The organism is Sphingobium trunci (assembly GCF_022664535.1).
GTDB lineage: Bacteria > Pseudomonadota > Alphaproteobacteria > Sphingomonadales > Sphingomonadaceae > Sphingobium.
Map to the genome: position 1 here is coordinate 16,004 of NZ_JAKUJY010000034.1, position 22,669 is coordinate 38,672.

At 64.2% G+C, this 22,669-nt stretch carries 25 protein-coding genes and 2 pseudogenes; 25 read left to right on the top strand and 2 right to left on the bottom strand.

All coding sequences use genetic code 11. From position 1 onward, the window contains the following. Positions 1-20 precede the first annotated feature (20 nt). Both MJ601_RS19875 and MJ601_RS19880 read right to left on the bottom strand, forming a co-directional pair. Entirely contained in the window at positions 21-662 is a 642-nt protein-coding gene (locus MJ601_RS19875; RefSeq protein ID WP_242129813.1) for a TetR/AcrR family transcriptional regulator, read from the bottom strand. Positions 663-916: 254 nt separating this feature from the next. Next, positions 917-1,663 (bottom strand): annotated as a pseudogene (locus tag MJ601_RS19880) (IS5 family transposase). 198 nt (positions 1,664-1,861) lie between these two features. On the opposite strand from MJ601_RS19880, the gene MJ601_RS19885 reads away from it, so the two are divergent. The 25 genes and pseudogenes from MJ601_RS19885 to MJ601_RS20005 all read left to right on the top strand — a co-directional run. Further along, entirely contained in the window at positions 1,862-2,122 is a 261-nt protein-coding gene (locus tag MJ601_RS19885) for a transcriptional regulator domain-containing protein (RefSeq protein WP_242129814.1), read from the top strand. A gap of 37 nt (positions 2,123-2,159) precedes the next feature. Then, positions 2,160-2,633 (top strand): DUF2285 domain-containing protein, encoded by a 474-nt coding sequence (locus MJ601_RS21990; RefSeq protein WP_491572939.1) that lies wholly within the window; start codon positions 2,160-2,162, stop codon positions 2,631-2,633. Between the two features lie 134 nt (positions 2,634-2,767). Then, positions 2,768-3,028: a helix-turn-helix transcriptional regulator gene (locus MJ601_RS19895; protein WP_242129816.1), complete on the top strand. Its 261-nt coding sequence runs from the start codon at positions 2,768-2,770 to the stop codon at positions 3,026-3,028. A 4-nt stretch (positions 3,029-3,032) separates the two neighbouring features. Next, positions 3,033-3,917: a replication initiator protein A gene (locus MJ601_RS19900; RefSeq protein WP_491572938.1), complete on the top strand. Its 885-nt coding sequence runs from the start codon at positions 3,033-3,035 to the stop codon at positions 3,915-3,917. Positions 3,918-4,252: 335 nt separating this feature from the next. Beyond that, positions 4,253-4,771: a DUF2840 domain-containing protein gene (locus MJ601_RS19905; RefSeq protein WP_242129820.1), complete on the top strand. Its 519-nt coding sequence runs from the start codon at positions 4,253-4,255 to the stop codon at positions 4,769-4,771. Continuing rightward, complete coding sequence (locus tag MJ601_RS19910) at positions 4,768-5,367, top strand: S26 family signal peptidase (protein ID WP_242129822.1); 600 nt, start codon at positions 4,768-4,770, stop codon at positions 5,365-5,367. Before MJ601_RS19905 ends, MJ601_RS19910 begins: the two co-directional genes overlap by 4 nt. Next, positions 5,358-5,702, top strand: a complete 345-nt coding sequence (locus tag MJ601_RS19915; RefSeq protein ID WP_242129824.1) for a DUF736 domain-containing protein — start codon at positions 5,358-5,360, stop codon at positions 5,700-5,702. Before MJ601_RS19910 ends, MJ601_RS19915 begins: the two co-directional genes overlap by 10 nt. A gap of 4 nt (positions 5,703-5,706) precedes the next feature. After that, positions 5,707-6,507, top strand: coding sequence for a lytic transglycosylase domain-containing protein (locus MJ601_RS19920; RefSeq protein ID WP_242129826.1), 801 nt, complete (start codon positions 5,707-5,709; stop codon positions 6,505-6,507). 244 nt (positions 6,508-6,751) lie between these two features. Next, positions 6,752-8,497 carry a relaxase/mobilization nuclease domain-containing protein gene (locus tag MJ601_RS19925; RefSeq protein WP_242129828.1) on the top strand — a complete coding sequence of 582 codons (1,746 nt, stop codon included), beginning with the start codon at positions 6,752-6,754 and terminating at the stop codon, positions 8,495-8,497. Between the two features lie 34 nt (positions 8,498-8,531). Then, the gene (locus MJ601_RS19930) at positions 8,532-10,595 is read left to right on the top strand and encodes a conjugal transfer protein TraG (protein WP_242129831.1); all 2,064 of its coding nucleotides are present in this window, start codon (positions 8,532-8,534) and stop codon (positions 10,593-10,595) included. Beyond that, positions 10,592-11,035, top strand: a complete 444-nt coding sequence (locus tag MJ601_RS19935; RefSeq protein ID WP_242129833.1) for a CopG family transcriptional regulator — start codon at positions 10,592-10,594, stop codon at positions 11,033-11,035. The genes MJ601_RS19930 and MJ601_RS19935 overlap by 4 nt, the downstream gene beginning before the upstream one ends. A gap of 253 nt (positions 11,036-11,288) precedes the next feature. Then, entirely contained in the window at positions 11,289-12,224 is a 936-nt protein-coding gene (trbB, locus tag MJ601_RS19940) for a P-type conjugative transfer ATPase TrbB (protein WP_242129842.1), read from the top strand. Next, positions 12,221-12,553 carry a TrbC/VirB2 family type IV secretion system protein gene (locus MJ601_RS19945; protein ID WP_242129844.1) on the top strand — a complete coding sequence of 111 codons (333 nt, stop codon included), beginning with the start codon at positions 12,221-12,223 and terminating at the stop codon, positions 12,551-12,553. Before trbB ends, MJ601_RS19945 begins: the two co-directional genes overlap by 4 nt. Next, positions 12,553-12,822, top strand: coding sequence for a VirB3 family type IV secretion system protein (locus MJ601_RS19950; RefSeq protein WP_242129853.1), 270 nt, complete (start codon positions 12,553-12,555; stop codon positions 12,820-12,822). The genes MJ601_RS19945 and MJ601_RS19950 overlap by 1 nt, the downstream gene beginning before the upstream one ends. After that, the gene (gene trbE, locus MJ601_RS19955; RefSeq protein WP_242129855.1) at positions 12,819-15,308 is read left to right on the top strand and encodes a conjugal transfer protein TrbE; all 2,490 of its coding nucleotides are present in this window, start codon (positions 12,819-12,821) and stop codon (positions 15,306-15,308) included. Before MJ601_RS19950 ends, trbE begins: the two co-directional genes overlap by 4 nt. Next, positions 15,305-16,030: a P-type conjugative transfer protein TrbJ gene (trbJ, locus tag MJ601_RS19960; protein WP_242129863.1), complete on the top strand. Its 726-nt coding sequence runs from the start codon at positions 15,305-15,307 to the stop codon at positions 16,028-16,030. The genes trbE and trbJ overlap by 4 nt, the downstream gene beginning before the upstream one ends. Position 16,031: 1 nt before the next feature. Beyond that, positions 16,032-16,280, top strand: coding sequence for a putative entry exclusion protein TrbK-alt (gene trbK-alt, locus MJ601_RS19965; protein WP_242129865.1), 249 nt, complete (start codon positions 16,032-16,034; stop codon positions 16,278-16,280). Further along, a complete protein-coding gene (gene trbL, locus MJ601_RS19970) occupies positions 16,277-17,650 on the top strand; it encodes a P-type conjugative transfer protein TrbL (RefSeq protein ID WP_242129872.1) in 1,374 nt (457 codons plus the stop codon). Before trbK-alt ends, trbL begins: the two co-directional genes overlap by 4 nt. Positions 17,651-17,670: 20 nt before the next feature. Then, positions 17,671-18,354, top strand: a complete 684-nt coding sequence (gene trbF, locus MJ601_RS19975; protein ID WP_242129873.1) for a conjugal transfer protein TrbF — start codon at positions 17,671-17,673, stop codon at positions 18,352-18,354. Then, positions 18,351-19,370, top strand: coding sequence for a P-type conjugative transfer protein TrbG (trbG, locus tag MJ601_RS19980; protein WP_242129881.1), 1,020 nt, complete (start codon positions 18,351-18,353; stop codon positions 19,368-19,370). The genes trbF and trbG overlap by 4 nt, the downstream gene beginning before the upstream one ends. Beyond that, the gene (locus tag MJ601_RS19985; RefSeq protein WP_242129883.1) at positions 19,367-20,653 is read left to right on the top strand and encodes a TraB/TrbI/VirB10 family type IV secretion system protein; all 1,287 of its coding nucleotides are present in this window, start codon (positions 19,367-19,369) and stop codon (positions 20,651-20,653) included. Before trbG ends, MJ601_RS19985 begins: the two co-directional genes overlap by 4 nt. Beyond that, a complete protein-coding gene (locus MJ601_RS19990; protein ID WP_242129885.1) occupies positions 20,650-20,871 on the top strand; it encodes a DUF2274 domain-containing protein in 222 nt (73 codons plus the stop codon). The genes MJ601_RS19985 and MJ601_RS19990 overlap by 4 nt, the downstream gene beginning before the upstream one ends. A gap of 310 nt (positions 20,872-21,181) precedes the next feature. Further along, positions 21,182-21,319 carry a benenodin family lasso peptide gene (locus MJ601_RS19995; RefSeq protein WP_242129887.1) on the top strand — a complete coding sequence of 46 codons (138 nt, stop codon included), beginning with the start codon at positions 21,182-21,184 and terminating at the stop codon, positions 21,317-21,319. A gap of 55 nt (positions 21,320-21,374) precedes the next feature. Further along, the gene (locus MJ601_RS20000; RefSeq protein ID WP_242129896.1) at positions 21,375-22,019 is read left to right on the top strand and encodes a lasso peptide biosynthesis B2 protein; all 645 of its coding nucleotides are present in this window, start codon (positions 21,375-21,377) and stop codon (positions 22,017-22,019) included. Then, a pseudogene (locus MJ601_RS20005) lies at positions 22,007-22,669 on the top strand (hypothetical protein); the annotation flags it as partial. The gene MJ601_RS20000 and the pseudogene MJ601_RS20005, both read left to right, overlap by 13 nt.

Consider the following 22,669-nt stretch of genomic DNA (forward strand, 5'->3'; position numbering starts at 1 on the left):
ACTACGGTGCAGGATAGATTCTATTTTCGATCGCGTGCCGGGCGGAAGATCAGCCATTCGATCTGAGCCCAAAATTCTTCCTGCAAGGCCTTGTCGTGTACCGATCGGCCCGTCAGGCACTCTATTTCGCCAGCGCGCTGAACCAGAACCGCGGCAAGGCTGATAACGATAATGTTGAGCAGGACCGGAGGGCCCGGCGGAAGTTCTCCCATTTCCTGCGCTTTGCTGATTCCCTTCAATGCAGTAAAGAAACGTGGTTTGTAGAAATTTGAGATCAGAAAATCCGTACGCGGCGAATGATTCTGCAGTTCGGGGGCTATCAGTGCATGAAGATCCGGATTTTCTAAAAGAAATTCCATCAGGCTGCGTGTGCGAACGGCCATCTCAGTTAATTCATCGACGCCGTCGCTCTCTCGCAGATCTGCATCGCTTCGAATGTGCATCTTATCGTAAAGTTCCGACGCCACTTCGCGCCATAGCTTCTCCTTACCTCCGAAATGATAGTGGATCAGGGCGTCGGTAACGTTTGCATCTCGCGCGATTTGGCGTAAAGAACTTCCTTCAAACCCGTTCTTGGCAAACACCTTCAGGGCTGATCTTCGAATCTTCTTTTTTGTCGCAGCGGATCTTGATGTTCCAACTGCCGATCCCTTTTTTTTCACGGATGTAGACAAATCTATCAACTTTTTAAGAAACCCACCCCCGCGCCACCGGTAAGGCTTTCTGCGAGTTCAGATGTGCTTGTTTTGATAGTCGATCTTTGCAGCGATTGCCCAGTTATGCAAGCAGATGATCATCGTCGCTCCCCGTAAAGAGAGGCTCCGAATGAAATCAAAAGCCTTGAGAATGCACTTTGTCGATGCAGGGCGATCTGGACAGGTGTTGAGCTATTCCCATTTGAGAGTCGGTTCCGAAATTAAACTGTATGGAAACAATGCCTTGCGATCCACCTTGTGATGAACTGGGTCAAGGCGAAGAGCCAAGCGGTTGCGGATGCGATGATCTGTTCGAAGTCCTTGACGAGGCGGCGGTTCGGGTGAGCCATGCAAGAGCTCGCTCGACAACCCCACGTCTGGGCAGGACTTCGAAGCCTTTGGCAGCATCCGAACGTTTGATGATCTCTATCGCCCAATCCCCGATGCGCTTCAATGCATCCCTGAGCTTGCTGCCCGAATAGCCGCCGTCGACAGACGCGCGGCGTAGCCAGGGGAAGCGTCCCAAGATCTCTGCGAGCGCCAGTGGAGCGCCGTCTCGGTCCTGAATAGCGGCATGGACCAGATCCGTGAGGATGTGCCGCTTGCCCCTTTTCACTTTCCTGCCTGCGTCGTAGCCCCGTGGGCCGCCGGATTCTGTGGTTTTCACTGACTGGCTATCGATCATACCAGCACTGGGAAACGCCTCCCAGCCGCTGGCCTCGGGTGCCAGCATCAAGAGGACGTGATTTTATGCTCAACCATAGCCCGGTGTCACGCCACAGCGTGAACCAGCGCCGGAGGGTTTGTGCGGACGGAAAGCAAGGTGGCAGCATGCGCCAAGACAGACCGCCGCGCTGCCGAGAGAAGATCGCTTCGACAATACGCAGCATTGCCCACTTCCGTGGTCGGCCCACTTTGGGTGCCGGGGGAAAGAACGGCTGTAGGACTTCCCACTCGCCATCCGTCAAATCGGTTGACGGGAGAGAATATGATCTCGTCTGGAACCGGGCGGCGCGCCAGTCACGCGACTAACCGCCATCGATCCGCCGGCTCCCAGCGCGCCGGCGGACATCCCCATTTGTGGGGAGCCCTATCCCACCATGTTGGAATGGCCTGCAATTCCACTCGCCGGCAACCTACGCTCCCCAATCTGGAAGAGAGTGCGGATGCCTGGCGAACAGGGAAGCGACGGCGATCGGCGGCTTCTCGACCGGGCGGGATTTGCACAGGAGTTTCTGCGACGCAATCCCCTCTATCGCGCGGACTGGCGAAAGGTCATCCGCTTGTCGGATGGCGCGATGCAGGAGCAGGAGGTGATGGCCCGACGCTGGGGCCTATGCTTTCCCGTGCACCCCGTCAGCCTTCGCCGCGGCCGAACCTGCGCTCTGGCAAGCAGCGCTCTCACCCACGACCATCATCCTCGATAAGGCGCCACCAGAGCATACCGATAGGGCGCCAATCAATCTGGACGCTTGGCCACGCATCCTAGCCGACCATAGCTTGTCGACAGGGCGGCACCTTGTCCTCGGCGACGTCGATGGCCCCCATCGGCTCTGGGTTCGCGATCCGCTGCCGGGTAGCTCTCTTGCTTATGTGATCGTTCGGGATGAAGCGATCGAACTGCGCCACGCAGCCGTTCAGCGTTTCGATCGCAGAATGGCGGGCGGCGCGCCCATGCGTCTACCGCCAGGGTTCACACCCACGCCCTTCCAACGGCGACGCTTGTCCATGCTGCTTGATATTCTCGATGCGGTTCTCGACCGTACATACTCAGGCATCACGACGCATGAGATTGCACGCCGCCATGTCTATCCCACGCTAGACATCGGCCGCGGCAATGAGTGGAAATCGTCGGCCGAACGGCGCCGAACGCAGCGGCTGATCGACGAGGCGCTGGGCCTGATGAACGGAGGCTATCGCGCCCTTCTGCACGGATAATCCCGCCGCCTCCGGTGCGACAAAAATGGGTCGCGCAAAATAGCCGCTCCATCTCGCCGGTCCTGCTCCGCCACGTTCTTCCAGCCCGATCAATCGCCGCCGTGGGCGATCCGGGCTTAGACGGAGAAACGCAGATGAAACAACCCGAACCACATTCGCCACAGTTTCTGAAGACACCTGCCGCCGCCGCGCGGCTCGGCCTGTCGCCCCGCACGCTCGAGAAGCATCGCTGCTATGGCACCGGCCCCAATTTCCACAAGCTGGGCGGCCGCGTCGTCTATTCGATCGAGGCGCTCGACGCCTGGGCCGAGCTCGGTCGCCGCCGTTCGACCTCCGACCCCGGCACCGGCGTCTGCCTGCCCGCCAAGCGTTTCGATAGCCAGTCGGCACGCTGAGACGATGCGAGCTCGCTTGTCATCGTCTGCCATTGCCGGCCCCGAGCGGCGGCAGCTCGACCTGTTCCGTTCGGTCCCGGTCGATCCGGCGCCGCGCGATGCGCAGGACCTCATGGCTTGGCCCTTCTTCAGCCTCGCCAAGTCGCGCCGCAGCGCACCGATCGACTTTCGGATGGGCGAAACCTGGATCTCGGTCGAGGCCGTGCCCGAGCATGGCATGGCGACCATCTGGGACGCCGACATATTGATCTGGGCGGCGAGCCAGCTCGTTGAGGCCCGGGATGCCGGGCGTCCGACCTCGCGGCTGATGGCGACGACGCCGCACGAGATATTGACCTATGTCCGGCGCGGAACCGGCCGCGACAATTATGATCGCCTCAAGGCCGCGCTCGACCGCCTCCAGTCGACGACCGTCGCGACCTCGATCCGCCAGCAACATCAGCGCCGCCGCCATCGCTTCTCCTGGATCAACGAATGGCAAGAGCGGCTTGACGCACAGGGGCGCCCGCTCGGGATCGAGCTGATCCTGCCCGATTGGTTCTATGCTGGCGTGCTTGATCGCGCGCTCATCCTGACGATCGACCGCGCCTATTTCGATCTCACTGGCGGCCTGGAGCGCTGGCTCTACCGGATCGTGCGCAAGCATGGCGGTCGTCAGAAGGGCGGCTGGAGCTTCGACTTCGAACATCTGCACGTGAAGTCGGGCGCGCTCTCGCCGCTCAAGCGCTTCGCCTTCGAGCTACGCGCCATCGTGAAGCGCCAGCCCTTGCCCGGCTATGCGCTCCGGATCAAGCATGGGTTCGGCAAGGAGCGGCTCGGCTTCATGCCTGTTCCGGTCGACCCGTTCGATGCGGCCATGCGCCGCCTCAAGCTTCCAGTCTGTGGATAATGGCCATGGGAGTCGTCCTATCAGGAACCACCGGAGTCGTCCTTTCGGGAACCGCAGAGTCGTCCTATCGGGAACTGCGATGTGCCGGAAACCTGCACAACTCCGCGCCAAACCGGCGCCCCTCTAACCATCCTAATAGAAAAGAATATTTCATATTCTTCCTAACCGCGCGGCGGCCTGTGGATTTCGCTGTCGTGGCGCCATCTTGTCAGCCAGGATGCCGCCAACCGTCCTGGAGGGCGCGTCATGGCGATCCGCGCCAACGACCGCATCGCCGCCATGCTGCCATTCGGCGGCATGCCGGCCGCTTCCCTTTCTCTTCCCGGAGACATGAAATGACCCATTCGCCGCCCGGCGAGCGCGTGTCCGCTCGCGCGATCCCGTCGCTCCGAAGCGACCGCACGGAGATCGAACTGATCTGGATCGAGAAGCGGCTCGAACACTGGATACGCTTCGGCCGCGTCGCGGACGAGCGGATCGTCAGCCGCAAGACGCGCATCCTTGCCTTCCGGCCCGATGCACTCATCGCGTTCGTGCGCTGGTCGGCCAATGATTATGGCACGATCCATTCGCGCATCGACATATTGCGCGCCGTTCGGCCGGGCGAAGCCTATACGACCGTGCCCTTCGTTCGGCCGGGCGGCGAACTTCTGCTGTCGATCGAAGGTTGGCCAAAGGTGCGATGGGCGCTCGAACTGATCGAGGCGATCGAAGCTGTCGGTCTCGATCCGAGCGAGGTCGCGCCCGATCACTGGCGTCATGCGCATAATCGTCTGAGCGCAGGCGAGCCCGTGCGCGCCTATACGCCGGAGCGACATAAGGCCTGGCTCCGGCGCAAGGCGCTCGGCCAATGACCCGCCTTGGCTATGTGCTGGTGACGATTGTCGCTGCCGAGCTGTTCACCGTGCTGTTCGCGGCTGCCGCGTGGTTCTCGTCGCAGCCGCGCCTGCTCTGGAACGCCAGCGCCAGCGCATCGATCGGCCTCTATCGGCTGCATCCGGGCGACACGCCCATTGTGGGCGATATGGTTGCCTATCGGCCATCGCCCGCGCTGGCGCGGTTCATGGCCGGGCGCCATTATCTGCCCGTCGGCGTGCCGCTGCTCAAGCATGTGGCGGCGCGACCGGGCGCCACGATCTGCCGCCACGATGCGGCGGTGACGATCGACGGGCGCACGGTCGTTGTCGCTCGGGCGATCGACAGCCATGGCCGACCCTTGCCGGTCTGGCGCGGCTGCCATGTGCTTCAGGCTGATCAATTGTTCCTGCTGAACACCGCACCCGACAGTCTCGACGGCCGCTATTTTGGGCCGGTCCCGGCGTCGGGCCTGATCGGCCGCGCGACGCCGATCCTCACCCGCGACACACCCGAAGCGCCCTTGCGCTGGCGTTCGGCGGCCGTGCGCCAGTTCCAGCCCATCACCCACGAAGGAGATGTTCCATGCAAATAGGTTGTTTCCGGGCGGAAGGCGACGGCTTCGCCGGCCGCCTCCAGACGCTGACGCTCGATGTCGCGCTGCGGCTCGTGCCGACGGGCTTCACCGGCCACGGTCGGGCGCCGGACTGGCGCGTCCATCTCGCCGACGCAGATGCGCCGGACGGCATTGGACCCGAGGTTGGATCGGGCTGGAACCGTGACGGCAAGAGTGGAGCCTTCATTACGCTCCAGCTCGATTGTCCAGGCTTTGCCCGCCCGATCCGCGCCAATCTGCTGCGTTCCAATCGCGGCGATGAGGGCCATGTCCTGCTCTGGTCGCCGCGCCTGCGGCGCCCAAACGCGGACTGAACCGGTGCGCGCCCGCTTCGCATCGCGCTGCCGGTTCGGCGTCGTTCGCCTCGCTGGTGCATCGGCCCTGACCAGCCCCTTCACCTTCCTCTTCCCGGCTATTGCCCTGCTTGCCGTCACCCCTGTGGCTGCAGCCCGCGCGCAGGCTGCCGACCATTCCTATGCCGCCCATGTGACCGAAGCGGCGCAACGGTTCGGCATCCCGGACGCGTGGATCTGGGCGGTGATACGCGCCGAAAGCAATAGCGATCCGGCGGCCATCTCGCAGGTCGGCGCCATGGGGCTCATGCAGATCATGCCCAGCACCTGGGCCGATATGACGGCGCACTACGGGCTTGGCGGCAATCCGTGGGACGCGCGCGCCAACATCCAAGCCGGCGCGGCTTATCTGCGCGAAATGATGGAGCGATATGGCGATCTCACCGCCGCGCTGGCTGCCTATAATGCGGGGCCGGGCCGGGTGGACGACTGGCGCCGGCGTGGCCGTCCTTTGCCCGCCGAGACGATCGCCTATGTCGCGAAGATCGCGCCGATCCTCGGCACATCCGGCATCGCTTCGCCTGCCGTCGTGCCTGCGGTTCCGCGCGCGTCGGCTGCGCCGTCCTGGCGAGATGCAGCGCTGTTCGTGCTGCGCGACGATGGTGCATCAGATGGGAGCGAAGGCGCCGCCGATCCCGCCCTCGTCGCACAGCCGGATGATGCGGTGCGCGCTGAACCAGCGCAGCTACCGGCTCCATTGCGCCGCTCGTCCATACCCCGTTCGTCGGGTCTCTTCGTCCCGCTTTCCGGACGGAGCGAGCAATGAGCGGTCATGGCGTTCGCTGGCGTTGTCAGGCGTGGAATTTACACCGTCTGAGTGGAAGGCAACACGCTGGAATCGAAGGAAAAAGTGGATGGCGAGATAAAAGACATGCCACCTGTGGGGCATCATGTGGTTGTAAGTCGGGGAGATTTTCAGGTGGCACTGGAACTTGCGCGGTGGCGCGATTTTCCGATTATCGCGTAAACTCAACTGATCAGCGGGTGGCAGCATCGATTCCGGGGCCGCGATGACCAGCGGCGGCGATGATTTCCAGGTTCGGCCGGGAAGGAGCCGGGACACGGGCAAGGGTTCGGGACGCAAGGTCCGGAGCCTCGCGGCGCAGGTGCGCCGGGCCGCGGCGAAGGCGGGCTATAGCCGCCGGGGACCGTCGCGCGGCAAGGGCACCGGGCGCCATGGCCGCGGCCGTATCGCGCGGCTGCGCACCGGGGCTCCGGCCAACGCCCGGCGCGTCGTCATCAAGGCCCGTGTCGTGCGGCACAAGGGGGTTAAGTTTCGCGCGGCGCCGCTGGCGCGCCATCTCGCTTATTTGAAGCGCGATGGCGTCACCGGCGATGGACGCGACGCCTCGATGTTCGACGTCCGCATCGACCAGGCCGATGGTGACGCCTTCGCCGAACGTTGCGAGGATGACCGGCATCATTTCCGCTTCATCGTGTCGCCCGAGGATGCCGGGCAGATGTCGGATATTCGCGCCTTCACCCGCGAACTGATGGATGACATGGCAAATGATCTCGGCACGCGACTCGACTGGGTCGCGGTCGATCATTGGAACACCGACAATCCCCATATCCATATCCTCGTGCGCGGCGTCGATGAGAGCGGTGCCGATCTGGTCATCGATCGCGATTATATCCGCGAAGGCATGCGCGGCCGAGCGCAAGAGCGCGTCACCGCCGAGTTGGGGCTGCGCAGTGAGCAGGACATCCGCACATCCCTCGAACGGGAGGTGGATGCCGATCGCTGGACCAGCCTCGACCGGCGCCTGCAGAGGCTGGCCGAAGAAGCGACCGGTCTGATCGACCTGCGTCCGGGTGGCGACGACGATCCCGAAATGCGTCGCCTGCTGCTGGGCCGTGCCGACAAGTTGGAACGGCTGGGCCTGGCTGACCGGCAGGGTCCAGCGGTCTGGTCGCTGAAGACAGGCGCGGAGCAAACGCTGCGCGATCTTTCCATTCGCGGCGACATCATCAAGACGATGCATCGAGCGATGAGCGACGCGGGGCGGGCCATCGAGCCCGCCGGTTTCGCACTGCACGGGGAGGCTCCCGCGAGCCCGATCGTCGGCCGGCTGGTCGAACGCGGCCTTCATGATGAACTTGCCGGCACCGCCTATGCCGTGATCGATGGCGCGGACGGGCGAACCCATCATTTGCGCTTCGACGATATGGAGATGACCGGCGACGCCAAAGCCGGCGCCATCGTCGATACGCGGAGCTGGCGGGACCCCAGGGGCAACACGCGGCTCTCGCTCGCCACGCGCTCCGACCTGACATTGGCCGAGCAGGTCAAGGCGCCCGGTGCCACCTGGCTCGACCGCCAGCTCATTGCCCGCGAGCCGGTGGTGACCGGCGGCGGGTTCGGGCTCGAGATCCGGGAGGCGATGGAGGCGCGGTCACTCCACCTTGAAGCGGCCGGGCTCGCGCAGCGCCGCGGCGCCGGCTTCCTGTTCGCCCGCGACCTGATCGCGACGCTCAGGGGCAATGAAGTCGATAGCGAGATCGAGGCGATCGCCCGGCGCACCGGACTCCCACACAAGCCTTCGTCGGCCGGCGACTATGTGAGCGGCCTCTATCGCGAACGCGTGACGCTCGCCTCGGGGCGGTTCGCCATGATCGATGACGGACTCGGCTTCCAGCTCGTCCCCTGGCGCCCCGTGCTCGATCAGCATCTGGGTAAGCATATCAGCGGCACCATGACACCTGGCGGCACTGTCGACTGGTCGCTCGGTCGTGGCCGGGGGCTGGACCTGTGACCTATCCCATTCTCACAATCAGGAGCATCCTCCCATGAACGCAACGCGTATCCTCTGGGGTCAGATCACTGCCGTCTTCGGCGTGACGCTGGCCGGCATCTGGGCGGCGACCCAATGGACGGCCCACGCGCTGGGCTATCAGCCGGAACTGGGCGAGCCCTGGTTCTCGCTGGGGTCTTGGCCGGTCTATCCGCCTCCGGCCTTCTTCTGGTGGTGGTTCGCGTTCGATGCCTATGCGCCGAAGACCTTCGAGACCGGCGCGCTGATCGCAGTGTCGGGCGCGATGGCCGGTATCGTGATCGCGATCGGCATGTCGGTCTGCCGGGCGCGAGAGGCGAAGAAAGCCGAAACCTATGGCTCGGCACGCTGGGCCAGCGAGCGGGAGGTCAGGCGCGTGAAGATGCTTGGCGACGATGGCGTGATCCTCGGGCACTTCGCGGATCGCTATCTGCGTCATGATGGCCCCGAGCATGTGCTGTGTTTCGCGCCGACGCGCTCGGGGAAGGGCGTCGGTCTCGTCATCCCCTCACTCTTGACTTGGCCGGGGAGCTGCATCGTCCATGACATCAAGGGCGAGAACTGGCAGCTTACCTCGGGCTTCCGGTCGCGCCATGGCCGTGTGCTGCTGTTCGATCCCACCGATCCGGCGAGCGCCGCCTACAACCCCCTGCTGGAGGTCCGGAAGGGCGAATGGGAAGTGCGCGACGTGCAGAATGTCGCCGACGTGCTGGTCGACCCAGAAGGCAGCCTCGAGAAGCGCAACCACTGGGAAAAGACCAGCCATGCGCTGCTGGTCGGCGCGATCCTTCATGTCCTCTATGCCGAGGAGGACAAGACATTGGCCGGCGTCGCTGCCTTCCTCTCCGATCCGCGGCGCCCGATCGAGACAACGCTGCGCGCCATGATGACCACGCCGCATCTGGGCGAGGCCGGCGTCCATCCGGTTGTCGCCAGCGCGGCGCGCGAACTCCTCAACAAGTCGGAGAATGAGCGGTCGGGCGTGCTGTCCACTGCGATGTCGTTCCTCGGCCTTTATCGCGATCCCATCGTGGCGACCGTGACCCGCGCTTGCGACTGGCGCATCGCCGATCTGGTCGACGGGCCGGCGCCGGTCTCGCTCTATCTGGTTGTGCCGCCGTCGGACATCAGCCGCACCAAGCCGCTCATCCGCCTGATCCTCAATCAGGTCGGTCGGCGCCTCACCGAGGAGCTGAACCCGAAAGGGCGTCCGCATCGGCTGTTGTTGATGCTCGACGAATTCCCTGCGCTCGGCCGGCTCGACTTCTTCGAAAGCGCGCTCGCCTTCATGGCCGGCTATGGGATCAAGGGATTCCTCATCGCACAGAGCCTCAACCAGATCGAAAAAGCCTATGGGCAGAACAACGCGATTCTCGATAATTGTCATGTGCGTGTGGCGTTCGCGACCAATGATGAACGCACTGCCAAGCGGATATCCGATGCTCTGGGCACCGCAACCGAGATGCGGGCTATGAAGAATTATGCCGGACACCGGCTTTCGCCCTGGTTGGGCCATCTCATGGTCTCGCGCACTGAAACCGCGCGGCCGCTACTTACACCCGGCGAGATCATGCAATTGTCGGAGGACGAGGAGATTGTCATGGCGGCGGGCATTCCGCCGATCCGGGCGGACAAAGCGCGCTATTTCACCGATCCGCGCTTGACGGCGCGACTGCTGCCGCCGCCGGTGCCCAGGCAGCTCGATCCCGCTCGGCGGCCGAAGGATGACTGGTCGACGCTGGTTCCGGTGACAGCGCCGCCGGCCCTGCCGCCCGATCCGGTCAAATCTGATGAAGTGGCCGGGAAGATGAAATCGGGAGCGGCGCACATAGAGGAGGTGGAGAGCGGCGATCGGACGTATGCAGCATCCGACACCGCGAATGCCGGCATCCGCCGCGAGCCCGATCTTGGTGAACATGAGGAGATCGTCCCGCTCGAAAAGGCGCCTGCGCCGGACGATGCCGCCGATGACGATGCGCAGGACGAAGACGCGGTGCGCGCGAAGCGTCAGGCTGATCGGACCATGGGCCGCAACGCCCGCAATGCCTCGCTCGATCCGGACGACGGGATCGTCCTGTGAGCGGCGGGCACGTCAAGCGCAGCATCCGGCTGCCGGCCAATCTGTCCCGACGACTTGCCGATCATGCCCTCGCGCGGAACACTAGCCAGGCGGCGATCATCGAGGCGGCGCTCGAATCTTTCCTGTCGCCCGATGCTGCCGAGCGGCTGGAAGCCGCGTTGGCCCGGCGGCTCGACCGGCTGGCCCGTGATCTCGGCCGGCTCGAATGGCATGTCGAGCTGTCGAACGAGACCATCGCATTGTTCATTCGCAACTGGCTCAACGCCATGCCGGCATTGCCCGACAGCGCGCGGGATGAGGTGCGTGCCCAAGGACGGGAACGATGGGAGCGGTTCGTGGAGTCGCTCAACCGGCGTATGGAATTGGGGCCGCGGTTCAGGAATGAAATCGCCCAGGACAAAGCGGGAGCACCGCATCTCGATCGGACGAGGCAACCCTAGCCATTTCGAGTCGCGGTCTACGAAGATGGCCCGAACGGGGCTCGTGCCTATTGGCTTCGATCTTCGTGACCTACGCCATTCCCTGTATTGCTTCGCCAACCTGCTACGATCGCAAATCTCTGTTGAATATGCCCTTTTCCTGCGTCTCTTAATCATCCCCGAAGCGCCGGACACTCCTGCTCCGCGCTAAGAAACGGGGATCGCAATGGCATCGAATTGGGCTGATACAGAAGCGAGATCGCGCGGCGCGCGGATGCTCCGTACCGCGATCGGCCCCATGGTCGGCCACTGGCTGACCGATCCCCTTGTCGTCGAAGTCATGCTGAACCCGGACGGCTGCCTGTGGGTGGACCGGCTGGGCACCGGCCTTGCCGATACCGGGCGGCGCCTGGCGCCGGCTGACGCCGAACGGATCATCCGTCTCGTTGCCCATCATGTCGGTGCCGAGGTCCATGCCCGCTCCCCCCGTGTTTCGGCCGAACTGCCCGAAACTGGCGAACGGTTCGAAGGGCTGCTCCCACCGGTCGTGACTGCGCCGGCATTCGCCATCCGCAAGCCTGCCGTCGCCGTGTTCACGCTGGCTGACTATGTGGAGGCGGGCATCATGTCCGGCAAAGAGGCCGAGGCGCTGCGCTCGGGCGTCGCCGATCGGCTCAACATCCTCGTCGCCGGCGGCACGGGAACCGGCAAGACCACGCTCACCAACGCGCTGTTGGCCGAGGTTGCGGGAACTGGCGATCGGGTGGTGCTGATCGAGGACACGCGCGAGTTGCAATGCGCCGCGCCCAATCTCGTCGCGATGCGGACCAAGGACGGCGTCGCTTCGCTCTCCGATCTCGTCCGTTCCTCCCTGCGCCTGCGCCCCGATCGCATCCCGATCGGCGAGGTTCGCGGCGCGGAAGCGCTCGATCTGCTGAAGGCTTGGGGCACTGGTCATCCCGGCGGCGTCGGCACCATCCATGCCGGCAGTGCGCTGGGCGCGCTGCGCAGGATGGAACAGCTCATCCAGGAAGCGGTGGTCACTGTGCCGCGCGCGCTTATCGCCGAGACCATCAATCTCGTCGCCGTCCTGGTCCGTGACGGCCATGGCCGTCGGCTCGTCGAACTCGCCCGTGTCAGCGGACTCGATCCCGTCACTGGCGACTATCGCCTCATTACGCACTCTGCCTCCCAAGGAGACCTCTCATGATCCATGCTCTTCAGCGTGGCGCGCATCGCGCCGCGCTCCTTTCCACCGCCGCCGCCGTCACGCTGATGACCGCTGGTCCGGCCCATGCCGGCGGCTCGTCCATGCCGTGGGAAGCGCCGCTCCAGTCGATCCTCGAATCGATCGAAGGCCCGGTCGCCAAGATCATCGCGGTGATCGTCATCATCGTGACCGGCCTCAGCCTTGCCTTTGGCGATACGTCGGGCGGGTTCCGGCGGCTGATCCAGATCGTCTTCGGTCTCTCGATCGCCTTTGCCGCCTCTTCCTTCTTCCTGACCTTCTTCAGCTTCGGCGGCGGGGCGATGGTCTGATGAGCGGCGCGGACGACGCCCCCGGCTTCTACGCGCCGGTCCACCGGGCGCTCAGCGAACCCATCCTGCTGGGCGGCGCGCCGCGCAGCCTTGCCATCGTCAACGGCACGCTCGCCGGTGCCGTTGGTCTCGGCCTGCGCCTCTGGCTCGTGGGACTTCTGCTCTGGGCGATTGGACATGTGCTGGCGGTCTGGGCCGCCCGGCGCGATCCCCAGTTCGTCGATGTCGCCCGCCGCCACCTCAAATATCCAGTCTGGATGCGGCCATGATGAACCTCGCCGAATATCGCTCCAAGGCAGCCTGCCTCGCGGATTTCCTGCCCTGGGTTGCACTTGTCGGACCGGGCGTAGTGCTGAACAAGGATGGGTCGTTCCAGCGCACGGCGCGCTTTCGCGGTCCCGATCTCGACAGTGCCACGGCGTCCGAACTGGTGTCGGTGACCGCGCGTCTCAACAATGCGCTGCGGCGCCTGGGCTCCGGCTGGGCGGTGTTCGTCGAAGCCCAGCGCGTTCCCGCGCTGGAGTATCCGGAATCGGACTTTCCCGATCCTGTCTCGGCGCTGGTCGATATGGAGCGGCGCGAACAGTTCCGCGAGGAAGGCAGCCATTTCGAGAGCGGTTACTATCTGACCTTGCTCTGGATGCCGCCTGCCGACGAGGCCGCGCGCGCCGAAACCTGGCTCTATGAAGGCCGTTCGGGAAAAGGCGTCGATCCCCATGAAATGCTCGGGACGTTCATCGACCGCACCGACCGCGTGCTGCATATGGTCGAAGGCTTCATGCCCGAGGCGCGCTGGCTCGATGACGGCGAGACGCTCACCTACCTGCATAGCTGCGTATCGACGAAGCGCCAGCGCGTCCGCGTACCCGAGACGCCTTGCTATCTCGATGCGCTGCTCACCGACGAAGGCCTGACGGGTGGACTCGAGCCGAAGCTGGGCGAGCATCATCTGCGCACGCTCACCATCACCGGCTTTCCGACCGCGACCTTTCCCGGCCTGCTCGACGAGCTGAATCGACTCGCCTTTCCCTATCGATGGTCGACCCGGGCGATCATGCTCGACAAGACCGACGCCACGAAGCTTTTGACGCGCATCCGGCGGCAATGGTTCGCCAAGCGCAAATCGGTCGCCGCGATCCTCAAGGAGGTTATGACCAACGAAGCCTCGGTGCTGACCGATACCGACGCGTCCAACAAGGCGGCCGATGCCGATCTGGCCCTGCAGGAACTGGGCGCCGATCATTCGGGCATCGCCTATGTGACCGCGACTGTCACTGTCTGGGACTACGATCCCGCCCTGGCGGCCGAGAAGCTGCGGCTCGTCGAGAAGGTCATTCAGGGCCGCGACTTCACCTGCACCATTGAGGGGATGAACGCGATCGAGGCCTGGCTCGGATCCCTGCCCGGCCATGTCTATGCCAATGTCCGTCAGCCCCCCATTTCCACCCTCAACCTCGCCCACCTGATCCCCCTGTCAGCGGTGTGGGCGGGGGCGGAACGGGACGAGCATTTCGGTGACGCCCCCTTGCTTTACGGCAAGACCGAAGGCTCGACCCCGTTCCGTCTTTCCCTCCATGTCGGCGATGTCGGTCACACATTGGTCGTCGGTCCGACCGGTGCCGGCAAATCGGTGATGCTGGCGCTGATGGCGTTGCAGTTCCGTCGCTATCGCGACAATCAGATATTCGCTTTCGACTTTGGTGGCTCGATCCGCGCCGCCGCGATCGGAATGGGTGGCGACTGGCAGAATCTCGGTGGCGCGCTGCATGACCGGGAAGGGGAAGCATGCGTTGCCCTGCAGCCGCTGGCAGGGATTGACGATGCCGGTGAACGCGCCTGGGCGGCGGAATGGCTGGCCGCCATCCTCACCAGCGAGGGCGTCACGGTCGATCCCGCCGCGAAGGAGCATTTGTGGACCGCACTGGGTTCGCTTGCCAGTGCGCCGCCTTCCGAACGCACGCTGACAGGCCTTGTGGTCCTCCTGCAAAGCCAGGAACTCAAACAGGCATTGGCGCCCTATTGCGTCGGCGGGCCATGGGGCCGGTTGCTCGATGCCGAAGCTGAGCATCTGGGCGCCGCTTTTGTGCAGGCCTTCGAGACCGAGGGACTGGTCGGCGCAGCGTCTGCCGCGCCGGTACTCGCCTATCTCTTCCACCGGATCGAAGGCCGTCTCGATGGGCGGCCGACACTCATCATCATCGACGAGGGCTGGTTGGTGCTTGATAGCCCGGCCTTTGCCGCGCAGCTTCGCGAATGGCTCAAGACGCTGCGCAAGAAGAACGCGTCGGTCATCTTCGCCACACAGAGCCTTGCCGACATCGAGACGTCCCCGATCGCGCCTGCCATCGTCGAAAGCTGCCCGACGCGCATTTTCCTGCCCAATGAACGTGCCACCGAACCGCAGATCGCCGCCATCTATGCACGCTTCGGGCTCAATGATCAGCAGATCGCAATTTTGAGCCGCGCCACTCCCAAGCGCGACTATTACTGCCAATCGCGGCGCGGCAATCGCCTGTTCGAACTCGGGCTGGGCGAGGTCGCGCTCGTCTTCACTGCGGCATCGTCGAAGACCGATCAGCTCCGCATCGGCGAACTGGCCGCCGAGCATGGGACACAGGCCTTCGCCGCCCATTGGCTGCGGCATCGCGGTCTCGACTGGGCCGCCAGCCTGCTGCCTGATCCCGCTCCGCTGACAGCATCCATCCCGGGCGACGAGCTTCTGCTCCCGCTCGGTTCCGAGGAGTCCCCCGCATGAAGACCTCTTTCCTTCGCCGCGCCCTGGTGGCGACGGCGTTTGTCACCAGCCTCACCACCAGCACGATGATCGCTGGTCCCGCCCACGCCCAGTTCGGTTTCGGCGGGATCGTCTATGATCCGACCAACTATGCCTCGAACGTGCTCCAGGCGGCCCGCGCGCTGCAACAGATCAACAACCAGATCACCCAGATCCAGAACCAGGCGACCAGCCTCATCAACGAGGCGAAGAACCTCGCCAGCCTGCCGGTCTCGACCCTCTCCACCTTGCAGAGCCAGGTCGATCAGACCCGCCAGCTCCTGAGCGAGGCCCAGCGCATCGCCTATGATGTGCAAAGCATCCAGCAGGCGTTCGATGGCCGCTACAAGGGCAGCGCGCTGACCGGAGACCATGCGCAGATGGTCGCCAATGCCAATGCGCGCTGGGAGGACAGCGTCGGCGCGCTCGAAGATGCGCTGCGCGTCCAGGCCGGCGTCGTCGGCAATCTCGCCGGCACGCGCGGCTCGATCGACACTCTGGTCGGCGCCAGCCAGTCGGCAAGCGGCGCCCTTCAGGCGACCCAGGCGGGCAATCAACTTCTCGCGCTTCAGTCGCAGCAACTCGCCGATCTCACCGCGGCGCTCGCGGCGCAGGGCCGGGCGCAGGCGCTCGATGCCGCCCGCGCGGCAGCGATCGAGGCGGAAGGGCGCGAACGGTTCCGCCGTTTCCGGGGCCAGAACTGAGATGAGCCGCACGGCGAAGATCGCGGCGGCCGGCGCGCTGGGCGGCCTGCTCATGACGCTCACCGTCGCGATGACGATGCGCGAAGAGCGCCGCGTCGAGACGATCATCGTCCCGGCCAACCAAAGCGTCACCGATCCGCTGGCAGATGATCTTCGCCGCTGCCGCACGCTCACCATGCCTGACAGCGGCTGCGAGGCGGCATGGGAGGAACGGCGCCGCCGCTTCTACGCCAGGGAGGAACAGCCGTGAACGATACGGGCGTCATCGACACATTTCTGGGTGTCTTCACCACCTATATCGACAGCGGCTTCGGCCTGCTGGGCGGCGAGGTCGCCTTCCTCTCCTCGGCCCTGATCGTCATCGACGTGACCATTGCGGCGCTGTTCTGGGCCTGGGGCGCTGACGAGGATCTGCTCCAGCGGCTCGTGAAGAAGACCCTCTATATCGGCGTCTTCGCCTATATCATCGGCAACTTCTCTTCACTGGCCACCATATTGTTCGACAGCTTCGCCGGGCTCGGTCTCAAGGCATCGGGCGGCGCCATGGCGCTCGCCGATTTCATGAAGCCCGGAACCGTTGCCGCCACCGGCCTCGATGCCGGCGCGCCGCTGCTCGATGCGACCGAGGATCTGGTCGGACCGGTCGGCCTGTTCACCAACTTCCCCGAGATCATGATCCTGCTGGTCGCCTGGCTGATCGTCGTGCTGGCTTTCTTCGTGCTTGCCATCCAGGTCTTCGTCACCATCATCGAGTTCAAGCTGGTGACGCTCGCCGGCTTCGTGCTGCTGCCGTTCGCCTTTTTCAACCGCACCGCCTTCATGGCCGAGAAGGTGCTGGGGCATGTGATCTCGTCCGGCATCAAGGTGCTGGTCCTCGCCGTCATCACCGGCATCGGCACGACCCTGTTCAGCCAGTTCATCGGCGCCAGCCTTGGCGCTGAACCCGATATCGAACAGGTCATGGCGATCGCGCTCGCCGCACTGACCATGCTTGGGCTCGGCATTTTCGGTCCCGGCATCGCCAATGGCATCGTTTCTGGTGGTCCCCAGCTTGGCGCAGGGGCTGCTGCCGGAACGGCGCTGCTTGCCGGCGCCTCGCTGGCGGGCGGTGCGGCCGGCGCGAAGCTCGCCGCCGGAGCTGCCGGCTCTGCAGCCGCTGCCGGAGGCCGGATGGGCGCCGCCGCGGCGCGCGGCGGCGCCCGCGCTGCCGGGTCGAGTGCCGCGGCCTACAGTATGGGCTCGTTCGGCAAGACCGGCGCCAGCGCCGTTGCCGGAGGCATGGCCGCTGCCGGGCAGAATGCGCTTGGCGCGGCCAGCAAGGCGGCGACGTCGCCCTTGCGCAAGATGGCAGGCAAGGCGGGACAGGCACTCAAGTCGAACTTTCACGGCGGCGCCCGGTCGGCCTTCGGGGTCGAGCCGGAAGGCGCGACCGGCGCAACCGCCGCTTCCGCGCAATCGGCAGCGGGCGCCACAGCGCCCGTCAGTGGTCCGCCTGCCTGGTCCAAGACCATGAAGCATCGCCAGGCCATGACGCAGGACGCCACCATGGCGACCCACACGCTCAAGGGCGGCGACAGCCATGGCGGCGCCAGCGGTCCCGACGTCTCCGACAAGAGCTGAATTCTCGAAAGGACGAACCCATGTTTCGACGACCATCCATCCGCTATGGGCAAGCGCCTGAGCCGGTCACGCCTTATCAGCGCGCCGCCCAGGTCTGGGACGATCGCATCGGCTCGGCACGCGTGGCCGCGAAGAACTGGCGGCTCGCCTTCTTCGGTTGCCTCGCCCTGTCGGGCGGCCTCTCCGCCGGTCTCGTCTGGCAGTCGGCGCGCGGACACATCACACCCTGGGTGGTCGAGGTCGACAAGCTGGGCGAAGCCAGGGCGGTCGCGCCTGCCGATGCCGACTACCGCCCGAGCGATCCGCAGATCGCTTTCCACCTTGCCCGATTCATCGAGAATGTGCGCTCGATCCCGGCCGATCCCATCGTGCTGCGCGAGAACTGGCTGCGCGCCTATGACTTCGCCACCGACAAGGGCGGCCTCGCGCTCAACGACTATGCGCGGAACAATGATCCCTTCGCGCAGGTCGGCAAGGTGCAGGTCGCGGTCGATGTGTCGAGCGTGATCCGGGCCTCGAACGACAGCTTCCGCCTGTCCTGGACCGAGCGCCGCTATCAGGACGGCGCGCTGGCCGAAACCTCGCGCTGGTCGGCCATTCTGACCGTCACCGTCCAAACGCCGCGCACGCCCGACGCTCTGCGCAAGAATCCGCTGGGCGTGTTCGTCAATGCCCTCAACTGGTCGAAGGAACTGGCCCAATGATCCGTATATCCCGTTCGAGGGCAGTTTCCGCCTTGCTCGTCTCCAGTGCGGCGCTCGGTGCCTGCACGACGACCGCCGCCAGGCCGCCAGCCAGCATTTCGGCTACGCCCCGCGAAGTGGCCGCAACGCCCATGACGGCTCCCGATCCCGTCGTGCAGGTGGTAGCTATCCCGCAGCCGCTTCCGCTTCCCGGCCAGTTGAAGCCTTTGGCGAGCGGAGCGCCCACAGCGATCCTCGAGCCAGCCGATCCTCGCCGCCGTGTCGGTGCGGCCAATGCGGCCGCGCGCATCGAGCCGACCCGCGATGGTTATCTCAATGCGATCCAGCAATATCCTTGGGAAGACGGCGCCCTCTACCAGGTCTATGCAGCCCCTGGACAGGTGACAGACATCGCTCTGCAGGAAGGCGAGCAGCTCGTGGGGCCAGGTCCGGTCGCGGCTGGCGATACAGTGCGCTGGGTGATCGGTGACACCATCAGCGGCGTCGGGGCTTCGGCCCGCGTCCATCTCCTCGTGAAGCCCACCCGGCCCGATATTTCCACGAATCTCGTCATCAACACCGACCGGCGTACCTATCACGTAGAGCTGCGCGCGACGTCTGCGAGTTGGATGGCCTCGGTGTCGTGGACCTATCCGCAGGATCAGCTGATTGCGCTCCGCGCCGCAGCGGCCGAACAGGAGCGGCGCGCTCCCCTCGCGTCTGGCGTCGACATCGCCGCACTCGAATTTCGCTATCGCATCAGCGGTGACCGGCCCGACTGGCGTCCGCTCCGCGCGTTCGATGATGGGCGTCAATTGTTCATCGAGTTTGCCGAGGGTATCGAACGCACAGACATGCCGCCCTTGTTCGTCATCGGGGGCACGGGGGCGACCGAGCTGGTCAACTATCGCGTGGCCGGTCGCTACATGATCGTCGATCGGCTCTTTACCCGCGCCGAATTGCGGCTGGCGACCGGCAAGCGCGAAGCGCGCGTCAGCATCGAGCGTGAGGACGCGCGCCGGAACGGCAGGTCATGAGCAAGCCGGTAGAAGACGCGGCTGAAGCGGCCCGGATTTCGCCGAAAGGCGAGGCCAGTGCTCAGGAAGCCGCAGATGGACAGGCTGTCGAGGCGGTGCCGCCCGGCCCGCCCTATGATGGAGGCGCCTTTCGGCTACGGGGCGATCCGCCCCGCGTCATGCGCCTGTCGCGGAAAGCGCTGGCGTCGATCGGTGCGGTCGCCTGCCTCGGCATCGGCGGCGCATTGGTCTATGCGCTTTTACCCGCGCGTCATCGGGAGGTGCCCAATCTCGTCGAAACCGAATCCCGCAACCGGCCGGAGAGCGTGACTGCCGCCCCAGCCACCTACGACAAGGTCGCCAAACTCGGCCAGCCGCTTCCCGGCGACCTCGGACGCGCTATCCTTTCCGCCCAGCAAAATGGTCAGCCTGTTCCGGTACCGCCCATGGGCACAGCGGCGCATCAGCCGACAGATCCGCAGATCACGCAAGCGGAACAGGCGCGCCAGCGCCTCATGCAGGAACGCGACACCGCGCGCACCAGTCGACTGTTCCTTGGAGAAGCGACCGGCGGCGCTCGGGGTTCGGCATCGACTGCCGAGTCAACGCGGCGGAGTCCGGCTGTGGGCATGGCGGCAGGTGCTGCGGCTGTTCCTTCCGGCAGAAAGGGGTTCATGACGGTCGCCGTGGATCGTCAGACGGTCAGCAATGAGCGGATCACGCCGCTGGCATCCCCGAATATCGTACAGGCGGGCAGCGTCATTCCGGCGGCTCTGATTACCGGCATTCAATCGGATCTTCCCGGCCAGATCACTGCCCAGGTGACGCAGAATGTCTATGACAGTCCGACAGGACGGATTCTCCTGATCCCGCAAGGGTCTCGCCTGATCGGGGGATATGACAGCGAGGTCTCCGCTGGACAGAGCCGGGTTCTGCTTGCCTGGGATCGGCTCATCCTGCCCGGCGGCCGCTCCATCTTGCTCGATCGCCAGCCAGGCAGCGATGCGGCCGGCATGGCCGGTATCCGGGACAGTGTGAATTATCATTGGGGCAACATGCTCAAGGCTGCTTTGATCTCGACGCTGCTGGGCGTAGGGACGGAGCTGGCGGCCGATAATGACGATGATCTCGTGCAGGCGCTGCGATATGGCACGCAGGATACGATCAACCAGACCGGCCGCCAGGTTGTGCAACGCCAGATCAATGTCCCGCCTACGCTGACGGTACGGCCCGGACATGTGCTTCGCGTCATTGTTACGCGCGATTTGATCCTGGAAGCGGTGACGCAGGGAGGCACGCCATGAGCAAGCTGCGTCTCGGGCCGATCGTCGAGGATAAGCCGGTGAAGCTCACCATTGAACTGCCTGGAGCGCTTTATCGCGACCTTTCCGACTATGCGAAGGCCCATGGCAAGGAGACGGGCCTCAATGAGCCGCTCCCGCCCGAACGCCTCATCGCGCCCATGCTGGAGCGATTCATGGCGAGCGACAGAGGGTTTGTACGGCCGCGCCGGTCGCGATGAGGATAGCCATGATATCGGAGACGATTGAACTTGCTATCTCATTGCGAACACGAAATTATGATCGACCGCTGCTTGGCGGGGCGAACGACCGGGTTCCGGCGAGTATGTACAGGCTTAAGCTAAAGTCGCCGGTGCTCGCTCCCAACGCGTGTTACTCACCGCTCGGTCGTTCGTTTCGAGCCTCGAAGGGTAAATCTTAAAATAACGACGGACACGATTATAATTTGATTATAAAATGGCGTCGCGAGTTCGTTCGTGAAACCTTCCGAAACGCGACACAAAATGTCGCCCTTTGGAAGGAGAAAGAACTGTGGATCACTATGATGACAATGAGGACGTGGTCGATCTCGGCGACGTCATCGAACTCACCCGCGGAAATTCACTTGACGGCGGCGACGACAACGCCGGCGTGATGCGCAAGCCTATCGGCCTCAGCCCGGACGAATGATCCCGAAGCGCGCTGCGTCCTCGCAGCGCGCTTCGTATCCGCTGGAGCAAGGTCGATGTTCGCCCTAACGCCTGGTTTGCACGCGTGTATCGTGGGAGAATCGCCTGTTCTCCTGAATGAAGCTAGTGGTCGCTACATGTTGTTGCGTGGGCAAACAGCACGGAATCTTCACGCATTCCTAAGTGGTGCTTCCAATGAGGAGGAAAATGTCGCGCTGCTCGCGAGCGGATTGATTGTAAGGAGCACTCATCCTTCTGTTCAACCGCCAGAGGTGCCGAAGCCGGTTTCAACTTATCTGAACGCCGAGGGCGCCCGCTGTTCAACAACCATGCTCATTAGGGCACTTGCGGCGCTGCGATGTGCACGTCGTTTCATAAGGCGCCATCCGCTGCGAGACATCCTCGCCCACCAGAGGGCTATCCATGGCAATCGAGATTGTGCGGATAACTCCGCAGTGGCGCTTGAGGGCACTATTGCCGCGACCTTCCACGTGATCCAGCGCATCCTGCCTTCAACCACCCAATGCTTTCCGCGCAGCATCGCGATCGCCGCCTTGCTTCGCAATTTCGGCTGCAATCCAACCCTGGTCATCGGCGTTCAGCTCCCGATTTCAGCGCATTGCTGGGTGCAGTGCGACGATCGGGTAATAGGCGACACTTTGGATCGTGTGACAGCATTCCAGCCGATATGGGCGACGTGAACGCCGTTCGGTACATTGCGCGCATTGACGATGAGGGGCCAGGAAATGCCTCATCGCCACCAGACGTCCAAAGTGAACTGCCGCTTGCCTTCAATGCCGGCAATTTGCGGATATGGGCTTCCCACCCCGTCATTCCCATCGGCCCTCATGGGGTCATTATCGGACATTTCTTCACTCGATCCATGCCCAGTCGCCATGTGAAGGCTCTCTCCCCCCCTCAGGTGCAACGGATTCTGGCGACTGAGGGAGAAAGTATCTTTGATGACTTCTGGGGCGGGTATGTCGTCTTCCTTCGCCCCTCAGCCTCTCAATGCGTGGTTCTGCGTGATCCGTCCGGCGCGCTTCCTGCGTACTGGCGAAAATGGGACGGAGCCGTGTGGCTTGCACCAGAAATCGGAGCCTATCCCTTCCGGCGTCGTGATGGGCTGCGCGTTGATGTGGAAGCACTCACCGTCCATCTGTGGAATGTTCATCACTCCGGGACACGCACTTGCCTCATCGGCGTATCGGAACTTCTGCCCGGACACGAACTGCGCTTGCGGCCGCATATGCGCTCAACGCGGATGATCTGGTCGCCCTGGTCTCACGTGCCGTTGCCGGCTCACTATCGCCTGCCCGATCCAGCAGATCTGCGCCATGTCGTAATAGAC